The sequence below is a fragment of the Gluconobacter japonicus genome, from assembly GCF_015244665.1.
GTDB lineage: Bacteria > Pseudomonadota > Alphaproteobacteria > Acetobacterales > Acetobacteraceae > Gluconobacter > Gluconobacter japonicus.
The window spans coordinates 20,675-39,227 of sequence record NZ_JABCQN010000011.1 but is presented as its reverse complement, the minus strand read 5'-3'; the positions used below and the strand labels follow the sequence as shown (position 1 = coordinate 39,227).

18 protein-coding genes and 1 tRNA gene are annotated in these 18,553 nt (G+C 58.3%); 11 read left to right on the top strand and 8 right to left on the bottom strand.

The window, feature by feature from the left end:
- Positions 1–7 precede the first annotated feature (7 nt).
- Complete coding sequence (locus HKD32_RS14365; RefSeq protein WP_194258356.1) at positions 8–1,465, top strand: mannitol dehydrogenase family protein; 1,458 nt, start codon at positions 8–10, stop codon at positions 1,463–1,465.
- 75 nt (positions 1,466–1,540) lie between these two features.
- Here the strand turns inward: HKD32_RS14365 and HKD32_RS14360 are convergent, their stop codons facing one another.
- Positions 1,541–2,437, bottom strand: coding sequence for a LysR family transcriptional regulator (locus tag HKD32_RS14360; RefSeq protein WP_408870758.1), 897 nt, complete (start codon positions 2,435–2,437; stop codon positions 1,541–1,543).
- 109 nt (positions 2,438–2,546) lie between these two features.
- Here HKD32_RS14360 and HKD32_RS14355 point away from each other — a divergent pair, with 109 nt between their 5' ends.
- Positions 2,547–3,605 (top strand): YeiH family protein, encoded by a 1,059-nt coding sequence (locus HKD32_RS14355; RefSeq protein ID WP_194258355.1) that lies wholly within the window; start codon positions 2,547–2,549, stop codon positions 3,603–3,605.
- 9 nt (positions 3,606–3,614) lie between these two features.
- On the opposite strand, the gene HKD32_RS14350 is transcribed toward HKD32_RS14355, so the two are convergent.
- Positions 3,615–4,445: a TerB family tellurite resistance protein gene (locus tag HKD32_RS14350; RefSeq protein ID WP_194258354.1), complete on the bottom strand. Its 831-nt coding sequence runs from the start codon at positions 4,443–4,445 to the stop codon at positions 3,615–3,617.
- A gap of 128 nt (positions 4,446–4,573) precedes the next feature.
- On the opposite strand from HKD32_RS14350, the gene HKD32_RS14345 reads away from it, so the two are divergent.
- Positions 4,574–4,921: a hypothetical protein gene (locus HKD32_RS14345; RefSeq protein WP_382385011.1), complete on the top strand. Its 348-nt coding sequence runs from the start codon at positions 4,574–4,576 to the stop codon at positions 4,919–4,921.
- A 4-nt stretch (positions 4,922–4,925) separates the two neighbouring features.
- Here the strand turns inward: HKD32_RS14345 and HKD32_RS14340 are convergent, their stop codons facing one another.
- Positions 4,926–5,150 (bottom strand): ribbon-helix-helix domain-containing protein, encoded by a 225-nt coding sequence (locus HKD32_RS14340; protein WP_010504636.1) that lies wholly within the window; start codon positions 5,148–5,150, stop codon positions 4,926–4,928.
- The gene (gene queG, locus HKD32_RS14335) at positions 5,147–6,211 is read right to left on the bottom strand and encodes a tRNA epoxyqueuosine(34) reductase QueG (protein WP_194258353.1); all 1,065 of its coding nucleotides are present in this window, start codon (positions 6,209–6,211) and stop codon (positions 5,147–5,149) included. The genes HKD32_RS14340 and queG overlap by 4 nt, the downstream gene beginning before the upstream one ends.
- 109 nt (positions 6,212–6,320) lie before the next feature.
- On the opposite strand from queG, the gene HKD32_RS14330 reads away from it, so the two are divergent.
- The 4 genes from HKD32_RS14330 to HKD32_RS14315 all read left to right on the top strand — a co-directional run bounded on the left by HKD32_RS14330 (position 6,321) and on the right by HKD32_RS14315 (position 10,673).
- Entirely contained in the window at positions 6,321–7,229 is a 909-nt protein-coding gene (locus tag HKD32_RS14330; RefSeq protein ID WP_061929652.1) for a PhzF family phenazine biosynthesis protein, read from the top strand.
- 75 nt (positions 7,230–7,304) lie between these two features.
- Positions 7,305–8,849 (top strand): adenosine deaminase family protein, encoded by a 1,545-nt coding sequence (locus tag HKD32_RS14325; RefSeq protein WP_061929577.1) that lies wholly within the window; start codon positions 7,305–7,307, stop codon positions 8,847–8,849.
- On the top strand, positions 8,846–9,937 hold the full coding sequence (locus HKD32_RS14320) for a purine nucleoside permease (protein WP_061929581.1): 1,092 nt from the start codon (positions 8,846–8,848) through the stop codon (positions 9,935–9,937). The genes HKD32_RS14325 and HKD32_RS14320 overlap by 4 nt, the downstream gene beginning before the upstream one ends.
- Before the next feature lie 127 nt (positions 9,938–10,064).
- Positions 10,065–10,673 carry a nitroreductase family protein gene (locus tag HKD32_RS14315; protein ID WP_010504641.1) on the top strand — a complete coding sequence of 203 codons (609 nt, stop codon included), beginning with the start codon at positions 10,065–10,067 and terminating at the stop codon, positions 10,671–10,673.
- 48 nt (positions 10,674–10,721) lie between these two features.
- Here HKD32_RS14315 and HKD32_RS14310 read toward each other — a convergent pair whose 3' ends face one another.
- The 4 genes from HKD32_RS14310 to mazG all read right to left on the bottom strand — a co-directional run bounded on the left by HKD32_RS14310 (position 10,722) and on the right by mazG (position 14,949).
- The gene (locus tag HKD32_RS14310) at positions 10,722–11,780 is read right to left on the bottom strand and encodes a purine-nucleoside phosphorylase (RefSeq protein ID WP_194258352.1); all 1,059 of its coding nucleotides are present in this window, start codon (positions 11,778–11,780) and stop codon (positions 10,722–10,724) included.
- Positions 11,781–11,847: 67 nt separating this feature from the next.
- Entirely contained in the window at positions 11,848–13,014 is a 1,167-nt protein-coding gene (gene tgt / locus HKD32_RS14305; protein ID WP_010504643.1) for a tRNA guanosine(34) transglycosylase Tgt, read from the bottom strand.
- Complete coding sequence (gene queA / locus HKD32_RS14300) at positions 13,011–14,054, bottom strand: tRNA preQ1(34) S-adenosylmethionine ribosyltransferase-isomerase QueA (RefSeq protein ID WP_061929655.1); 1,044 nt, start codon at positions 14,052–14,054, stop codon at positions 13,011–13,013. Before queA ends, tgt begins: the two co-directional genes overlap by 4 nt.
- A 115-nt stretch (positions 14,055–14,169) precedes the next feature.
- Complete coding sequence (mazG, locus tag HKD32_RS14295; RefSeq protein ID WP_061929589.1) at positions 14,170–14,949, bottom strand: nucleoside triphosphate pyrophosphohydrolase; 780 nt, start codon at positions 14,947–14,949, stop codon at positions 14,170–14,172.
- Between the two features lie 194 nt (positions 14,950–15,143).
- On the opposite strand from mazG, the gene argC reads away from it, so the two are divergent.
- The 4 genes from argC to HKD32_RS14275 all read left to right on the top strand — a co-directional run bounded on the left by argC (position 15,144) and on the right by HKD32_RS14275 (position 18,542).
- On the top strand, positions 15,144–16,049 hold the full coding sequence (gene argC / locus HKD32_RS14290) for an N-acetyl-gamma-glutamyl-phosphate reductase (RefSeq protein WP_061929592.1): 906 nt from the start codon (positions 15,144–15,146) through the stop codon (positions 16,047–16,049).
- A gap of 58 nt (positions 16,050–16,107) precedes the next feature.
- Positions 16,108–16,191: transfer RNA gene (locus HKD32_RS14285), tRNA-Leu, on the top strand.
- 54 nt (positions 16,192–16,245) lie between these two features.
- A complete protein-coding gene (locus HKD32_RS14280) occupies positions 16,246–17,406 on the top strand; it encodes a phosphoserine transaminase (protein WP_194258351.1) in 1,161 nt (386 codons plus the stop codon).
- The gene (locus HKD32_RS14275; RefSeq protein WP_194258350.1) at positions 17,403–18,542 is read left to right on the top strand and encodes an ATP phosphoribosyltransferase regulatory subunit; all 1,140 of its coding nucleotides are present in this window, start codon (positions 17,403–17,405) and stop codon (positions 18,540–18,542) included. Before HKD32_RS14280 ends, HKD32_RS14275 begins: the two co-directional genes overlap by 4 nt.
- Positions 18,543–18,553 lie beyond the last annotated feature (11 nt).

Below are 18,553 nucleotides of genomic sequence, written 5' to 3'. Positions count from 1 at the left end.
GAAATCCATGATTACGCACGAAATCCTCAAGTCTCTTCCCGTCGGTGTGCAGGCTCCGCCCTATGACATCAACGGGATCAAACCGGGGATCGTGCATTTTGGCGTTGGGAACTTTTTTCGAGCCCATGAAGCGTTTTATGTTGAGCAGATCCTCAAGGATGATCCGAACTGGGGTATCATCGGTGTTGGTCTGACCGGTAGCGATCGCTCCAAGAAAAAGGCCGAGGAATTCAAGAAGCAGGATTGTCTCTTTTCCCTGACCGAAACCGCTCCATCTGGCAAAAGTACAGTCCGCGTCATGGGGGCATTGCGGGACTATCTTCTGGCACCAGCCGACCCGGAAGCTGTACTGAAGCATCTTGCCGACCCGGCGATCCGTATTGTGTCCATGACCATCACGGAAGGCGGCTACAATATCAATGAGACGACTGGTGAGTTCGATCTTCAAAACAAAGCCGTTCAGCAGGATCTGAAGACGCCGGAAACGCCGTCCACGATTTTCGGATATGTTGTGGAAGGACTGCGCCGTCGGCGTGATGCAGGTGGCAAAGCCTTCACGATCATGTCCTGCGATAACCTGCGCCATAATGGCAATGTCGCTCGCAAGGCATTCCTGGGATATGCGAAGGCCCGCGATCCGGAGCTGGCCAAGTGGATTGAAGAGAACGCGACATTCCCGAATGGCATGGTTGATCGCATCACGCCGACCGTTTCTGCTGACATTGCAAAGAAGCTGAACGACGCCAGCGGCCTGACCGATGAGCTGCCGCTTGTGGCAGAAGACTTTCATCAGTGGGTGCTGGAAGACAACTTCGCTGATGGCCGCCCTGCGCTGGAAAAGGCTGGTGTGCAGTTCGTTGAGGATGTGACGGATTATGAGCATGTAAAAATCCGGATGCTCAACGCCGGGCATATCATGCTCTGCTTTCCGGGTGTTCTTGCAGGCTACGAGAATGTCGATCAGGCTTTGGCAGATGCGGATCTACGCTGTAACCTTGAGAACTTCCTGAACAAGGACGTCATCCCGACCCTAGAGGCTCCACCGGGCATGACACTGGAAGGCTACCGTGACAGTGTCATCAGCCGTTTCTCCAACCCGGCTATGGCAGATCAGACGTTGCGTATTTCCGGGGATGGCAGTTCGAAGATTCAGGTCTTCTGGACGGAAACGGTGCGTCAGGCTCTTGAAGGCAAACGCGATCTCTCTCGGATTGCTTTTGGCATGGCGTCCTATCTGGAAATGCTGCGCGGCAAGGACGAAAAGGGTGACACCTACGAGCCGTTCGAGCCGACTTTTGATGAGAGCCAGAAGATTCTGGCCAAGGCCGACGATTTTGAGAGCGCGCTTAAACTCCCCGCTTTCGATGCTTGGAGCGATCTGGACACATCCGAGCTGAATAGTAAGGTCGTGGCGCTGCGGAAAATTATTCGTGAGAAGGGCGTCAAGGCTGCTCTTCCAGCCTGAATAAATCTGCTCTGCCATGGAAAAGGCCGCCGTCTCATCAGAGAGGCGGCTTTTTTTGTCGGCGATGATGCACAGTTACGTCTTCGGGGCTGGGTTTTTCTTGTGCGTCTCAAGGATGTGCAGGAAGGCGTCTGCGGCCTTGCTGCGGTATCGTTCCTTATGCCGTAATCCGAAGAATATGCGCGGGCCTAAATCGACTGGTGCTGCATATAGCGTTTGAGAGACCAGAGAAGGTGCGACCACCAGGGAAGACAGGGCTGCCACACCAGCACCAGCTTCCACTGCCGTTCGGACGCTTTCATTCGATGGAAGCGCAAGAACCTCTTTTAGCATGTCTGGGTTAATGCTTCGCGCCTGAAGAGCCTGATTCAGTGAGGATCGCGTGCCTGACCCTTTTTCGCGCATGATCCACGGCGCATTCTGAAGCCATACAGCATCGACCGTTGTGTTCTGGAAGGGCGTGGAGCGCACAATTTGCAGGCGGTCTTCCCCGACTGGCCAGTGAGCAAGCGCGGGATCATCCACGATACCCTCGACAATGCCCAGATCTGAATGCCCCTTCCGGACATGTTCTGCTGCCTGCCGGGTGTTCCCGACTTCCAGAACAATACTGATATCGGGAAAAGTCTGCCGAAAAGCGACAAGTGCGGAAGGCAACCAGTAAGCCGCAATCGTCTGGCTCGCAACAACGCGCAGACTGCCGCGGCTGAGCCCGCTCAGATCATCCAGCGTGGCTTCTGCCACGGCTGCGCTGGCCAAAACATTACGAGCCTCAACGAGGAAAACTCTCCCTGCTTCGGTTAGAGAAATTCCACGTCCGACACGATGGAACAGCTTGATGCCGTGACGGTCTTCGAGGGCCGCAATGGCGGCGGAGGCTGTGGATTGTGTGATGTTCAGGGCTTTGGCAGCGGCGGTGACATGCTCCCGTATCGCTACTTCGATGAAGATCCGCAGTTGTTCGAGGGTCACAACGTCTTCCAGTTTCAATTAATCGAAATTTACGAACGGAATAACATAATCAATTTGTTTTATTGATTATTTTTGAGTGGGTATTTCAAAGGGCATGAGACATTCGAATATGCCCCGAGGTGCCGGTCACATCCTCATTGTGCGTGCACGACGCATTTGGAAAGGTCTGTCGTTGTGTCTGTTCGTAACGACGTTGGCTTACTTGCTGGAAGTTGCGGAATGGCTGATTTTCGGGAAAATTTGGCTTGAAGCGCTCGTGCTCGCTATCCTTAGTGGGATGGTGATCCGGACTTTTCGTGTTCCGAGCAACGCGTTTCAACCCGGTATTGTTTTCAGCGCCCGATATCTTCTGGAAATGTCTGTTGTTTTGCTAGGCGCTACGGTGAGTGCTGCAAGTCTGCTGTCGGTCGGGCCAGCACTGGTGGCGGGAATTGTGGTTCTGGTTGGGGTGAGCCTCATCTCAAGTTTCGGGATCGGGAGGTTGCTTGGGCTTCCCTGTCGCATGGCGCTTCTGGTGGCTTGCGGAAACTCAATCTGTGGCAACTCCGCTATCGCGGCCGTCGCGCCCATTATACGGGCGGATGGGGAAGAGGTGGCGTCCTCCATTGCCTTTACCGCTGTTCTCGGCGTGTTCGTTGTGCTGGGGTTACCATTCTTTGGTGTCGCCACAGGCATGAGTGGCGGCACGTTCGGTGCTTTTGCAGGGCTTACGGTCTATGCCGTGCCGCAGGTCGTGGCGGCAACGGCCCCTCTGGGTTTGCTGGCTGTGCAGACTGGAACTGTTGTGAAGCTGGTGCGCGTTCTGATGTTGGGACCCGTCTGTTTCGGATTGTCTCTGCTTGCGCCTCTACTTCCTCAGCAGGAGACGACTGTTCCAGAAACTGGAAATGGACCCTCAGGTGTTTTCCGGTTCGTGCCGTGGTTTATTGTTGGATTTCTGGGGATGGTCTGTTGCCGCTCTATCGGCTTGTTTCCGGCTAGCCTTATTGTCCCAGTCAGTCAGGTCGCGACATTTCTGACAGTGGTTTCGATGGGTGCATTGGGGCTGGGAGTAGATATGCGGAGTGTGGTCAACGCTGGCCCGCGCGTAACGTGTACGGTCGTGCTTTCCCTGCTGATGCTGGGAAGTGCGAGCTATGGTTTACTGGTATTTCTAAGTTTTGGTTGATGAACCGGATCAGAGCTGTCTATCGCGTTTGATCCGATCCCAGGCCGCATTAATCCGGGCCACGCGTTCCTGAGCGCGTTTGCGTTCCAAATCCGTCATGGGCTTCTGAGCGATGACATCTGGATGATATTCACGGATCAGCATGCGCCAGCGGACACGGACTTCCTTGTCCGATGCTGTGCGGGCGATGCCGAGAACGCGATAGGCATCCGGCTCGCCGGTGCTTGCTGCACGTGAGTCGCCACTTTCTGCACGGTCCCACGCACCGGGAGGGAGGCCGAAAGCGCGATGGACGCGTTGAAGAAAATCCACTTCCTTTGGATGCAACTCACGTGATGCACCTGCATCCGCACGGGCAATGCGGAACAGGGCCGTCATCAGGTTTTCGAGCGGCGCCTTGTCGTCTCCGTAGGCGTTGCCCATTTCGCGGGCATACATCTCGAAATCGTCCGTCCGCTCGCGGGCGCGATCGAACAGCATCCCGACTTCCTTGACGTTATCCGGCGGAAACTGAAAGCAGGTCTTGAAAGCGTTGATCTCGGAGCGATTGACCGGCCCGTCGATCTTGGCAAGCTTTGCACAGAGCGCCACAAGGCCGATCGCGTAAAGCTGATCTTTCTTGCCAAGAGCCGCTGCGACTTTGGCGGCTCCAAAGAAGGCCGCATTATTGGGATCAGGTCGCCCCCGCGCTGGAAAGCGTTCGCTCCAGCCGCCGGTGGACGGGTTGAGCAGGGAGCCGCTGTCAGCGGCGTGCCCGAGAGCTGCCCCCATCAGTGCCCCAAACGGGCCGCCGACCGCGAAGCCAGCAACACCACCGAACATTTTGCCCCAGATAGCCATATCAGTAATCTAGCATGGTCCCGGAAAGCGGCAAATGACAGATCGGACAGATATGGATCAGAGAAAAAACTGGATCTCCGCTGCCTGCCGGGTGTTGTAGAGGCATGACAAAAGAAGCCGATTCTCTCATGACCAGCAACACGAGTCCGCATTTGCCTGTGACCCGGTCACAGGGCTTTAATGATTACGAAGAGCAGATGCAGGCGCTGATTAGAAAACTGCCGGAATGGATGCAGAAGACTCTGACATGGCTTCGAAAGCCAGAACGGAAATGGGTGCGTATCCCGGCGGGTATTCTGTTCATGCTGGGTGGATGCATGGCGTTTTTGCCGGTTCTGGGTGTCTGGATGATTCCGGTCGGTATTCTGTTGCTGTCTGAGGACATCCCTTTCTTTCGGCGGCTTATGGAAAAGGCGCTGAACTGGATTCAACGCAAGCATCCTGAATGGATGGAGGCGTCTTCCGACGCAAAATAGTTCCTTAAGGCGTGTCCGGGCGTCTGCGTTCCATCAGAGCGGCAACACGCAATGCAGACGCTAATGGGCGTTCTGGCGTTCGCTTTGCATCGATGGACGCCACAAGGGCAGCAAAACTAAGAGACCGCTGTTCAGCCATCTGATCCAGTACGGCCCAGAACTCCGGTTCAAGGGCCACGGATGTCCGGTGTCCTGAAAGTGACAGGCTACGTTTGACAAGGTCACTCATGTCAGGCGCTCCAGAGCCCAGCGGGCCGTTTCGGCAATGTCGGGGTCAGGGTCGGATTGCAGGGCTTGGGCGGAAGGTACGAGTTCCGGGTCGTTTGAATTGCCTATTGCGATCAGAACATTGCGGACAAAGCGATTGCGGCCGATGCGCTTGACGGGAGAGCCCGAAAAAAACATGCGGAAAGCTGCATCATCCAGCGCTGCCAACTCTGCCAGTTTCGGCTCGATCAGTTCGGGTCGGGCCTGAAGCTTGATGTGGCGGGAGGCTTCGGCAAAGCGGTTCCAGGGGCAGGCGGCGATGCAGTCGTCACAGCCATAGATGTGGTTGCCCATCTTTTCCCGCAGGTCATGCGGGATCGGTCCCTTGTGCTCGATGGTCAGATAGGAGATGCACCGCCGCGCATCCATGCGATAGGGGCCAAGGAAGGCATCTGTGGGGCAGGCTGTCAGGCAACTCGTGCAGGTGCCGCAGCTTCCGCCTTTGGGCTCGGACGGGCGCAAATCCAGCGTCGTGTAGATTTCCCCCAGAAGAAGCCACGAACCATGGGTGCGGGACACCAGACAGGTATGTTTGCCCTGCCAGCCCAGATGCGCTTTTTCAGCCAGAGCGCGTTCTGAAACGGGAGCTGTATCGACGAAAACCTTCACCTGTGTCGTCTCGTCGCCCAACTTCACGACGAACTGCGCGAGATGTTTCAGCATCCCCTTGATGACGTCATGATAGTCGCGATTGCGGGCATAGACGGAGATATTGCCCCGATCCGGCTGACGCAGCGTTGCAGCCGGGTCTTCGGCGGGGGCGTAACAGACAGCGAGGGAAATGACGCTGCGGGTTTCGGGCCAGAGGGCCTGCGGGTGGCTGCGCTGTTCGATGCGCGTCTCCATCCATTCCATCGTTCCGTGATGGCCCTGTGCAACAAAAGCGCGCAGGCCAGCCTCCACATCCGGGCCAAGCTCCGCCGCGCAGAAGCCCACGGCATCGAATCCCAGATGCCGGGCATGGTCCTCGATCCGTTCCTCAAGGGAGCGTCCGGGGCGGGAGGGGGACGGGCGTGATGTCATGCGCTCAGCAGATGGAGGAAAAGCAGAATCAGCAGTTTACGCCATCTTTCCCCCAACGGGCCAATCAGACATGATGGGATGTCTTCATTCTCCGATGAGAGAACCGGTTATGCGTCGTTCCTATGTCACCCTGGATGTTTTCACGGACCAGCTTTTCGGGGGCAATCCTCTGGCTGTCGTGCTGAATGCGGCGGGGCTTTCCACTGAACAGATGCAGAAGATTGCCATTGAATTCGGCTATTCCGAGACAACCTTCGTGCTCCCTGCGGTAGAGGCGGATCATACGGCGCATGTCCGTATCTTCACGCCAGCAGGGGAGCTGCCCTTCGCTGGTCATCCGAATATCGGCACGGCTTTCGCCTTGGCTCGACAGGCCGAAGCGCAGGGGCGCGATCTGCCGGGAACGCTTTTGTTTGAAGAAAAAGCCGGTCTGGTTCCTGTGCGGCTGGAGCGTGAGAATGGACGTGTCGTTCGGGCGGAGCTCATGGCACCGGAAGCCATGACACGCCGGAGCCGGATGATCCCTGAAAATGCGGCGGCGTGTCTGGGGCTTGAGCCGGAAGATATTCGCACAGAACACCATGCCCCCCAGGTTGTGTCGGTCGGGCTGCCGTTCCTGATTGTCGAGCTTGCGTCCCGTGATGCTTTGCGTCGTGCTCATGGAGAGCTTGCTGCGCATCGGAGGCTCCTTGCCTCCAACGGAATTAGCTCCGTGTATGCCTACACGCGCAATGCGGGGGAAAGCGCGTTTGAAAAAAGCAGCGACATTCAGGGGCGCATGTTCTCGCCACTGGATGGGATTGCCGAAGATCCTGCGACGGGGAGTGCCACAGTCGCGGCTGTCGCGTTCTTGTCTGCACTGGAGAATGGCGCCGATCTGTCCCTGACCTTCACGCAGGGGGTGGATATGGGGCGGCCGAGCCTTCTGGAAGCCAGAACAGAAGCGGGTCGGGCTTATGTGGCCGGGTCCTGCGTCCCGGTCATGGAAGGGACTTTCTCTTTGGAAAGCGCAGTTTAAGAACGGGTTGTTGCAGAGTTTATAACGCTCTGAAAATGTCTTGTCAGAGGCGTGGGCAGGCGGCATCGTGCAGTTATGCGATGCACTCTTCCGTCCGTTCTTGTAGCGGCTGCCCTGTCCCTGACGGCTCTGTCTCCTTTGGCTAGGGCTGAAACTCCGTCTTCCATTGAACAGACTTATAACGCCGTCCGGGCTGATCCCGTCCGGCTTGGCCTGTTCCTGCGGGCTTTTCCGAAAGGAGCGGATCTGCACATCCACCTTTCGGGTGCGATTTATGCGGAAAATATGCTGGACTGGGCGGCGAAGGATGGTCTGTGCGTTTCTTTGAAGACGCTCGATATTCTGGATCACGCCTGCCCGCACGGGAAGGGCGATGAAATGCCCGCTTCGGCGTTGGTGGGGAATGAAAAAGCCACGAATCAGCTGATCGATGCGATGTCGATGCGGGATTTCGTCCCGGCTGCTTCCGATCGTTCAGGACATGACCACTTCTTTACGTCCTTTCGCCATTTCGATGCGATCGAAAAAGACCATCAGGGCGACATGCTGGCTGAAGCGATGGACCGTGCGGCTGCCGATCACATCACCTATATCGAGCCCATGATTTCCCCCGCCCTTGGCAGCATGATCGGCGCAGGTTTCCGTCATCCTCTCAAGGACGAGGATTTCGCGGCTGCCCATCAGGCTCTCAAGGCAGAAATTCCAGCGCTTGTTGCGCAGGCCCGTCGCGAAACCGACGCAATGGAACATAAGGCGCAGGCCATTCTTCAATGCGGCACGGCCAAGGCGCATCCCGGCTGTGGCGTAAGCGTCCATTATCTGTTCCAGACGCTTCGTATCCTGCCGCCTCAGGCCGTTTATGCACAGCTTGATGCGGGGTACGCCGTTGTGAAGGCCGATCCGCGCTTCGTTGGCGTCAATATTGTCGCGCCTGAGGATGATACAGTTGCGATGCGGGATTACAGCCTGCACATGCGGATGTTTCAGTTCCTCTCGCAGGTCTATCCGGGTGTGAACCTTAGCCTTCATGCGGGTGAACTGACAGGCAAGCTGGTTCCGCCCGAAGGTCTGAAGCATCACATTCGGGAAGCCATCGAAATCGCTGGTGCCAAGCGCATTGGCCATGGTGTCGATATTGCTTCGGAAGACGATGTCGCCGGGCTGCTGGCCGAGATGGCCAAAAAGCACGTCATGGTGGAAATCAACCTGACGAGCAATGACGAGATCCTGAACGTGAAGGGCGCTGAGCATCCGCTACCGCTCTATCGTCGGGCCGGGGTTCCCGTTGCGCTCTCCACGGATGACGAAGGCGTCTCCCGCGGTGATCTGACGCAGGAATATCTTCGCGCTGCTCAAACTTACAACCTGAGCTATGCTGACCTGAAACAGATGTCCCGGACCGGTCTGGAATATGCGTTTATTCCGGGGGAGAGCCTTTGGGACGCTCATCAGGTCGGGAAGCCTGTTGCCTCCTGTCAGACCGTGTCTTCCTCTCAGCCTGAAAGTGGCCCCTGTGCCGATCTGCTGAAAGCCAGCGAGAAAGCCCGCCTTCAGTGGCAGCTTGAAGCGCGGTTTGCTGCTTTTGAAAATTCCGCTCCTCACGAAAGCCTTTATCAATGACCCGCCTGAAAACCCTTCTTGGGGCAACTGCCCTGTCCGTCCTCGCTATTTCAGGCAGCGTCTCCAACGCTTCTGCCAAGACCCATCCCATTCCGGTTCGTGTGGTGGTGGTCACGACATTTGAGCTTGGCAAGGACACGGGCGACACGCCGGGCGAGTATCAGAACTGGGTTGAGAAGCTCCCGCTCGCACAGGAAATTCCGGCTCCGGGCACAGACCATGACGTCATGCACTACAACCCGGAACTGCATGTGCTGGGTATCGCGTCCGGGGAAGGCCCGGAGCATATGGCATCGGCCATCACGGCGCTTGTTCTTGATCCGCGCTTTGATCTGAAGCACGCCTATTTCGTGTTGGCCGGAATTGGTGGCGTTGATCCGAAGTTCGGCACGGTCGGGTCTGCCATCTGGGCACCGCATGTGATCAATGGTGGCCTGGCGCATCTGATTGATCCGCGGGAAATTCCGAAATCCTGGCCTGATGGATTTACGCCGGTTCAGGGCAGTGTGCCGGACGAAAAACCCCGCCCTCCTTTGCACTCTGTCAGTGGGGACATGGTTTACACCTTCAATCCGCAGCTTGTGCAGTGGGCTTATGGCCTGACGAAAAACATGACCCTGCCGGACACGCCCGGTCTTCAGGCGTCCCGCGCTCGTTACAAGGGATATCCTGAAGCCCTGAAGGCTCCATCTGTCATGGTCGGTGATACCATTTCCGGCGAGACCTTCTGGGTTGGTGAGAAGATGAATGCCTGGGCCGAGCGCTGGGTGCGCTACTGGACGGATAATCAGGGCACGCTGGCCACGACGGCGGAAGAGGATGTTGCGTTCTGTCAGGCGTTGGCGGCTCAGGCGAAGGCAGGACGTGTTGATCCGCAGCGCGCGCTGATCCTGCGGACGACCAGCAATTTTGACATGCAGTATCCCGGCCAGACAGCGGCGGAACTTCTGGCGGAAGAGGCGCATGAGGGCAGTTACTCTGCGTTTATTCCGTCCGTTGAAGCGGCTTATACAGTTGGCAGTGTCGTTGTTCGGGAACTCGCCACGCATTGGGACAAGTACGAGAAAAGCATTCCTGGCGCGGAATAACAGCTCTGCTGTGACGTTGTAATGAAAATGCCCGCCGGGTTGAACCGGCGGGCATTTTTTGCGTGTATCGTCACAAGACATAGTTCGTCTCGAACAGAACACCCTCGTGTCATTTGATTGGATTTCCATGACCCTCGATGTTTCTTCCGCCATTCTTCAGCGCCGTGCGACCAAGCATTTCGATGCCGCGCACGTCATGCCAGAGAAGGATCTCGAAACCATCCTCGGTCTGGCGCGCCGGATGCCAACGGCGTTCAACATCCAGAACTGGCGCTTCGTGGCCCTCAAAGACCCGGAACTGCGCAAGCAGGTGCGTGCCGTTTCATGGGATCAGGCTCAGGTGACGGATGCGTCTGCGCTGATCGTTCTGTGTGCCGACATCAAGGCATGGGAAAAGTCGCCCGAGCGGTACTGGGAAAATGCTCCGGCTGCGGTGCGGGAGTATATGGTTGGTGCCATCGACCAGTATTACCGGGGTCGCGAGCAGGTGCAGCGGGATGAGGGGATGCGGTCCTGTGGCATGGCTGCTGCTGCCATCATGCTGGTGGCTGAGAGTCTGGGTTACGGCACCTGCCCGATGGATGGCTTTGACTTCGACGCCGTTGGCAAGCTTATCAACCTGCCGGAAGACCATGAGATCGTCATGTTCGTAGCGATCGGAAAGGCGGCCTCCGCTCCGAAGCCATCGGGCGGTGCGCTGCCGGTTTCCGAAATCATGATCGAAAATCGGTTCTGATAAACTGGCTCTGGAGGCTGCTTTCGCACCGTCCAGAGCCAGACGGTCTTAGTTCTGGCCGGGAATATGCGTCCGGTACGTTGTCCAGTGTGCGATCAACTCATGGACAACCGGCTCACCGGCGCGCTCGTTGTTATCAAACGCGAGTTTCTGGCCGGGTGCTTCGTCGCCGATACTCTCGGTGATCGGGACGCCCGGGGGCGGCATGTCGAAATTGCTTCCTGAGCGCAGAACCATGACGCGGTTCAGATCGACATACCCCAGACGGGCCAGTGTCCGCATATCGAGCTGATAGGTCTGGCTTTCCTCATTGGTCATGACGAATTGGCCCTGATCCTTCGTCCAGAGCTTGACCCATTTTTCCGCCCACTCGTTGCGGGAAGGGCCATGCCAGTAACGAAGCGCCCCAAGCGTCTCACCCATGATGAGCATGGGCGGCTTCTGGGCGTTGGGGAAGCCTTTCCAGGCCTTTCGGCGCTCGGCGATGGCGGGATCGTCTGCCATCGGGGTGTTCTTGCTCAGGTTGAAGGCCCAGTTCGCCAGACCCTGATTGAGCGGATAGGCCTTGCTGAGTTCCGCAACATCCGTGACAGAACCATAATGGTTTGCGTTGGCTGGCAGCGTATCGGGTTTGTCCGCCCCGATGGCGTACAGACCATACGGCCAGCCTTTCGGAACCGTGCGGTCATCGATTTCACGCAACGTATCGCCGTCCACAACCCAGCGCGCCCAGGCTACACTGCCAACGGACGCGACATTCGGGTTTACGCCGGAAATGCCGGTGAAAATCCAGTAAGTGTGTGTCAGATCATAATGCGGATCGAGCGCAAGCGCGTGCAGGTCAATGCTGCCGCTTTTCAGGGCGATGCCGTATACGCCATCCGCATTGCGGCGGAGCTTTTCCTGTACGCCGCGAATGGGGCGTTCTTCATCAAGATGAAGACGCTCCACCCAGTCCTGATATTCGCCAGGCTCATCGCCCTTGTCCGCGCCGACTTCCCAGTTGGCGACAACAAGGACCTTGATTTCTTCCTTGTGTGGGGCAGCCAGAGCGCTGCCCGCACAGAGAAGCCCGACAAGAGCCAGGCCTGCATTGAAGCGTTTCAAATCCGTATTCCCCAAAGCTAAACGTCGTTTGGGAAACACATTATTGGAACAGGATCAGAATGAAAACTTACAAAGCAAGAGAGGGCATGGGCCATTCATCTTCGGTCCAGTCCCCCTTGGACCAGTCCTCGCGCAGTTTGATCGCCAGTTCGTTCAGCGTGCCATCCACGATAGCGGCGCGGATCTGCCGCATCAGGCGCTGGTAATAGGCCAGATTGTGCCATGTCAGCAGCATCGGACCGAGCATCTCTCCAGCCCGAAACAGGTGATGCAGATAGGCGCGGGTGTAACGGCCAGCCATTGGGCTGTCGTCATGTGGCGTGATGGGGCGCGTATCTTCAGCAAAACGGGCGTTGCGCAGGTTGATGTAGCCGCGCTCCGTATAGGCGCGCGCCGTGCGACCGGCACGAGACGGCATCACGCAGTCGAACATGTCCACGCCACGCATGACTGACCCCAGAAGATCGTCCGGTGTGCCAACGCCCATGAGGTAGCGAGCCTTGTCCTGCGGAAGCAGGGGCGTTGTGAAATCAAGGGTCGAGAACATGAGTTCCTGACCTTCCCCCACCGCCAGACCGCCGATCGCATAGCCTTCGAAGCCGATCTCCGTCAGCGCCTTGACCGAATATTCGCGCAGGTCGCGTTCCGTGCCGCCCTGTACGATACCGAACTGCCCGTAGCCTTCACGCGCGGTGAAAGCCTCACGGGAGCGGGCCGCCCAGCGCATGGAGAGTTCCATGGACTTGCGAAGGGTTTCCGGCGTAGCGGGGAGGGCCGGGCACTCATCGAACGCCATGGTGATCGTGGCATCCAGCTTGTACTGGATGTCCGTCGAGATCTCCGGAGACAGGCGATGCTTGCTGCCATCAATATGGGACTGGAACGTCACGCCGTCCTGATCGAGCTTGCGGAGCGCACCGAGGGACATGACCTGAAACCCGCCGGAATCCGTCAGGATCGGGCCAGACCAGTCCATCATTTTGTGCAGGCCGCCCAGTTTCTGCACGCGGTCCGCCGTAGGGCGCAGCATCAGATGATAGGTGTTGCCCAGAACAATGCCTGCGCCCGTCGAGCGAACGGCATCCATGGTCATGCCCTTTACGGTACCAACCGTACCAACCGGCATGAAGGTCGGGGTCGGGACGGTGCCGTGACGGGTGTGCAGATGGCCGGCGCGGGCCTGCCCGCAGGTTGCTTCCGGAACCCACGTCATTTTTGTGGCCTGTTCGGTCATGGTGCTCGCTCCAGAAGGCAGGCATCGCCGTAGGAATAGAATCTCAGTCCGTTGGCAATGGCGTAGGCATAGGCCTCACGCATGGTGTCGGTGCCGCTGAACGCGCAGACCAGCATGAAGAGCGTCGAGCGCGGCAGATGGAAATTGGTCATGAGCAGGTCCACGGCCTTGAAGCGATAGCCCGGCTTGATGAAAATGGACGTCTCGCCCCGCCAGGGCTGAACCGTACCGTCATCCTGCGCTGCACTTTCCAGCAGGCGGAGAGACGTGGTTCCGACAGCAACAACACGGCCACCACGGGCGCGTGTTTCATTGATGGCCTGCGCCGTCTCTGCGTCGATCTCGCCCCATTCCGCATGCATACGATGTTCGGCAATGGAGGATCGGACGGGCAGGAACGTGCCAGCGCCGACATGCAGGGTCAGTGTCCGGCGCTGGATACCTTTTGTGTCGAGCGCGGCCAGAAGGTCTGGCGTGAAATGCAGACCCGCAGTGGGAGCCGCCACAGCCCCGCGATGTTCGGAAAAAATCGTCCGATAATCGCTGTCATCCTGCACGGTCGGCCCGAAAGGACGGTCGATATAGGGCGGCAGGGCCAATGCTCCTACGCGCTCGAGGAATGCGTCGAACGCCTCCCCTTCGACGGAAAAACGGATGCTGACGGCGCCATCGCCTTCATTTTCCACAACGGAGGCCGTGACCGGATCATCGCCGAAGTTCAGCGTGTCATTCGGCTTCAGCTTGCGGGAGTTGCGGGCGAGGGCATGCCAGCTTCCATCCGCCAGAATCCGGTCCAGCGTGATGCCGATTTTTGCTTCGCCGCGTGTGGCGGAAAGCTGGGCGCGGATGACGGCCGTATTATTGGCAATCAGCAGATCGCCTTCCTGCAGCAGGTCGGGAAGATCGCGAATGATCCGCTGGTCGGGGGCATGGCCGGGGCGGACATGCAGCAGCGTTGCGCTGTCACGCGGTCTGGCGGGTTCGGTCGCAATATGGTCGCGGGGGAGTTCGAAATCGAACGGGGCGAGTTCATCCGTCATGGGATGCTCTGTAGCAGGTTCAGCCCACATGAAAACGCCGGACCAGTCGGTCCGGCGTATCTTTTTGGTCAAAACGTCTGTTTTTTGGCGTGAAATCTGTGGCGGAAGATATTTTTCAGCGCATGCCCGGCTGTTTCTTGACGGCCTGCCAGAGTGCTTCCAGCGTTTCCAGATCCTGCTCACCCATCGTCTTGCCTTCTGTCGCAAGGCTGGCTTCCATGGCTTCGAAGCGACGCGTGAACTTCCGGTTACTGCGACGCAAAGCGGCTTCCGGGTCTATCCCGAGCTTACGGGCAAGACTGGCCATCGTGAACAGGACATCCCCAAGTTCATCCTCGATCCGGTCCCGGTCTCCGTCCAGTTCGGCTTTCAACTCACCGATCTCTTCCTGTACTTTCTCCAGCACACCTGACGGGTCATCCCAGTCAAACCCCACCCGTGCTGCACGACGACAGAGCTTTGCAGCCCGGACCAGTGCGGGAAGATTTGGGGCAATCCCCGCCAAAGCGCCATATTCGGCTTTGTCATGCCGTTCGGATTCCTTGGTTCGCTCCCAGAGGTCTTCGTCATGCTCGACATCGCTGAAAATATTGGGATGACGACGCACCATCTTGTCTGCGATTTTCCCGGCTACGGCGTCAAAGTCGAACAGTCCTTTTTCCTGCGCCATCTGCGCCTGAAACACGACCTGAAGCAGCAGATCTCCCAGTTCATCCGGCAGAGAGTCACTGTCATCGCGGGCGATGGCGTCCATCACCTCATAGGCTTCTTCGATAGCGAAAGGCGCGATCGTCTCTGGCGTCTGTGCCACATCCCACGGGCAGCCGTTTTCCGGATCCCGCAGGCGCTTCATAATGTCCAGAAGGCGGTCAATCTGACGGACGGGCTGGGTCATAACGGCTCCTGACGCTTGATCCGGGGGAATATCCAGCCAAGCAGTATATCCTATGTGGCGGGGTCACAGAAAGGATGGAGCGTTCGTTGCTCCAGTGCCGGGATGACATGCCATGGAATAAAAGAGTAAGAAGGGCGGCCCGGCTGGCGGAATTTCTCTGTGCCGGACATTTTTGCAGACCGGATACGATGGACATGGCCAGGATTTTTATTGACGGCGAAGCTGGAACCACGGGGCTGGGAATTCGTCAGCGCATTGAGGCGCTTCCCGAGACGTATGGGATCGAACTGCTGTCAATTGAGCCAGGCCTCCGAAAAGATGCGGATGCGCGCCGCGAGATGCTGTCTCAGGCGGATGTTGCCATTCTCTGCCTCCCCGATGATGCCGCGCGCGAAACGGTCGCGCTGGCAGAGGGGCTGAATGTCCGTATCCTGGATGCGAGTACGGCTCATCGGATTGCGGATGGCTGGGTCTATGGACTGCCAGAACTGGATGAGGAACAGGGCGCGCTCATCCGTGGGGCGACACATGTTGCGAATCCGGGATGTTATCCAACCGGGGCGATCGCGCTTCTGCGGCCACTCGTTCGGGCAGGGCTGATCCCGGCGGATCATTCCATCTCCATTAACGCGGTTTCGGGTTACAGTGGGGCAGGACGCTCTGCGATTGAAGCTCATGAGCGCGATGGTGGCCCAGCGTTTTTCCTGTATGGCCTCACGCTGGAACACAAGCATCTGCCGGAAATCCAGCATTACTCAGGTCTGACCCGTCAGCCGGTCTTTGTCCCGTCCGTCGGGCATTTTCCGCAGGGTATGATCGTGTCCATCCCGCTGCATCTTGCCGATCTGCCGGGGCATCCGACGCCGCGTGATCTGGAAGCCACGCTGGAAAAAGCTTACCGCGGCTGTGAGCATGTGCGTGTCCTGCCATCCGAGCCTAAACTGCTTGCCGACACGCTCGCAAACACGGACAATATGGAGCTTCGGGTCCACAGCAGCCCCTCTGGTGAGAAGGTTTTGTTGACGGCGCGGCTTGATAATCTGGGCAAGGGTGCCTCAGGTGCCGCCATCCAGAACCTTCTTTTGATGCTGGGTCTCTGATTTTTTCTTTACGGTCTGGCCCTTTTGTCAGGAATGCACTAGGGTCCGGATCGTTCGCGCGAGAGTGGCGGAACGGTAGACGCAGTCGGCTCAAAATCGACCGCCGAAAGGCATGGGGGTTCGAATCCCCCCTCTCGCACCAAAACCGGGCGCACCAGTCTGGCTGCACCCGAGGACCGTTTAGCCCGGAACGAGCATGTCCAAGCCGAGTGTCAAACCCTCCCGCCCGTTCTTTTCCTCCGGTCCCTGCGCAAAACGCCCCGGATGGTCCCTTCCAGCACTCGATCAGGCGCTTCTAGGCCGTTCGCATCGCGCCCCTGAAGGCCGTGCCCGTCTTAAAGAGGTCATTACACGCTCCAAGAATGTGCTCGGCATCCCGGCTGACTGGCGAGTCGCAGTTGTCCCGGCATCTGATACCGGCGCTGTGGAAATGGTTCTGTGGGCGCTGGCCGGTGGCGAACGTGGCATGGACGTTCTGTCTTTCGAGAGTTTTTCCGGAACATGGGCGCAGGATCTGCGAGACGTTCTGAAAATCGAAGACCTCCGTGTTCACGAAGCGCCTTATGGACAGCTTCCTGATCTTTCGGCTGTGGACTGGTCCCGCGATGTCGTCCTGACATGGAATGGCACGACATCCGGTGTCCGTATCCCGAATGCAGATGCTATTCCGGCAGAGCATGAAGGTCTTGTGATCTGCGATGCCACGTCTGCGGCTTTCGCGATGGATCTGCCGTGGGATCGTCTCGATGTCGTGACGTGGTCCTGGCAGAAGGCGCTGGGCGGAGAGGCTGCTCATGGCATGCTTGCCATCAGCCCGCGCGCTGCTGCCCGTTTGGCTGAGGCGTCTCCGCGTCCGCTGCCGAAAATTTTCCGTCTAGCGAACAAGAAGGGCCTGATGGAAGCCGTTTTTGAAGGCGATACCATCAACACGCCCTCCATGCTCTGTGTCGAGGATGCTCTGGACGGACTGCGCTGGGCAGAGAGCGTCGGTGGTCTTGAGGCCCTGAAGGCTCGTTCGCAGGCCAGTCTGGCGGTTGTGGCTGAGTGGGTCGAAAAGACCGACTGGGTGTCCTTCCTTGCTGAGCTGCCTGAGACACGATCCTGCACATCCATCTGTCTGAAAATTTCTGCGCCATGGTTCGAAGAGCTTTCCTCTGAAGCACAGGGCAAAGCCGTGAAGCGCCTGACTGGGCTGGTCGCGCAGGAAGGGGCAGGCTATGACCTCGCGTCCTATCGAGATGCCCCGGCCGGGCTGCGGATCTGGGGAGGGGCGACAGTGAATGCGGAAGACATTCAGGCTCTCCTGCCATGGCTGGACTGGGCTTATGAGTGTACGCGCGAGGAGTTTTCTGCATGAGTCTGTATTCCGAGACCCCGAGCGCTGCCCTTTTACCGTCCGGCTTTTCTGATCTTCTGCCGGGTGAAGCCGAAGCGGAAGCCCGCGGCATTGCCTGCGTCATGGAAGCGTTCTCCCGCCATGGGTACGAGCGCGTGCGTCCGCCCATGCTGGAATTCGAAACGTCTCTTCTGAACGGTTCCGGCTCAGCACTGTCCACGCAGACCTTCCGCCTGATGGACCCGAGTTCCCATCGCATGATGGCGCTGCGCCCGGATATGACGACGCAGATTGCGCGGATTGCCAGTGTGCGCCTTCAGGATGCGCCACGCCCGCTGCGCCTGTCCTATTCCGGAAGCTGCATCGTTATCGGGACGCCGGGCCGCGAGGCTGATCGTCAGGTGTCTCAGGCGGGGATCGAACTGATTGGCCCGGATTCCGCTCAGGCAGATGCCGAGGTAGTAGCGCTTGGTGCGACGGCTCTCGAAGAACTTGGCATCAAGGGTGTGTCCTTTGATCTGTCTATGCCGGCTCTGGCCCTTGGCCTTATCGAGAGTGCCATTCCAGCAGCCGATCAGGATGAGCTGATTCAGGCTTTGAATCGCAAAGATGCCGCGTCTGTTGCTGAACTGGGCGGCCCCATTGCAGAGATGCTGGCCGTGATGCTTCAGGCCGCGGGTCCTGCGGATCGTGCGCTGGACATGTTGGCGTCACTGGATTTCCCCGAGGCTGTACGTCCGCATTTCGAGCGTCTGGTTGCGTCCGTTGCCGCGATCCGTGAGCGGGCTCCGTCTCTGCGTCTGACGGTCGATCCTGTCGATTTCCGGGGCTGGCAGTATCACACTGGCCTTTGCATCACGGTGTTTTCCACGACGTCCCGTGAGGAGCTTGGCCGGGGCGGCCGCTACATTGCCGGTCAGGAACCAGCTTGTGGCCTGACGCTCCGTCCGCAGGCGCTTTTGCGTGCTGCGCCGGTGCCTCCGGCCCGCCCGCGTTGCTATGTCCCCGTTCGTCTGGGCGGCGAAGACATGGCGGCTTTGCATGCGCAGGGTTTCGCAACCGTGTCCGCTCTTGAAGCCGAGGCAGACCCTGCCGCCGAAGCGCGCCATCTGCGCTGCACCCATTTCTGGCGGGATGGCGCGGCTCACGCGCTCTGACCTCCAGTTCT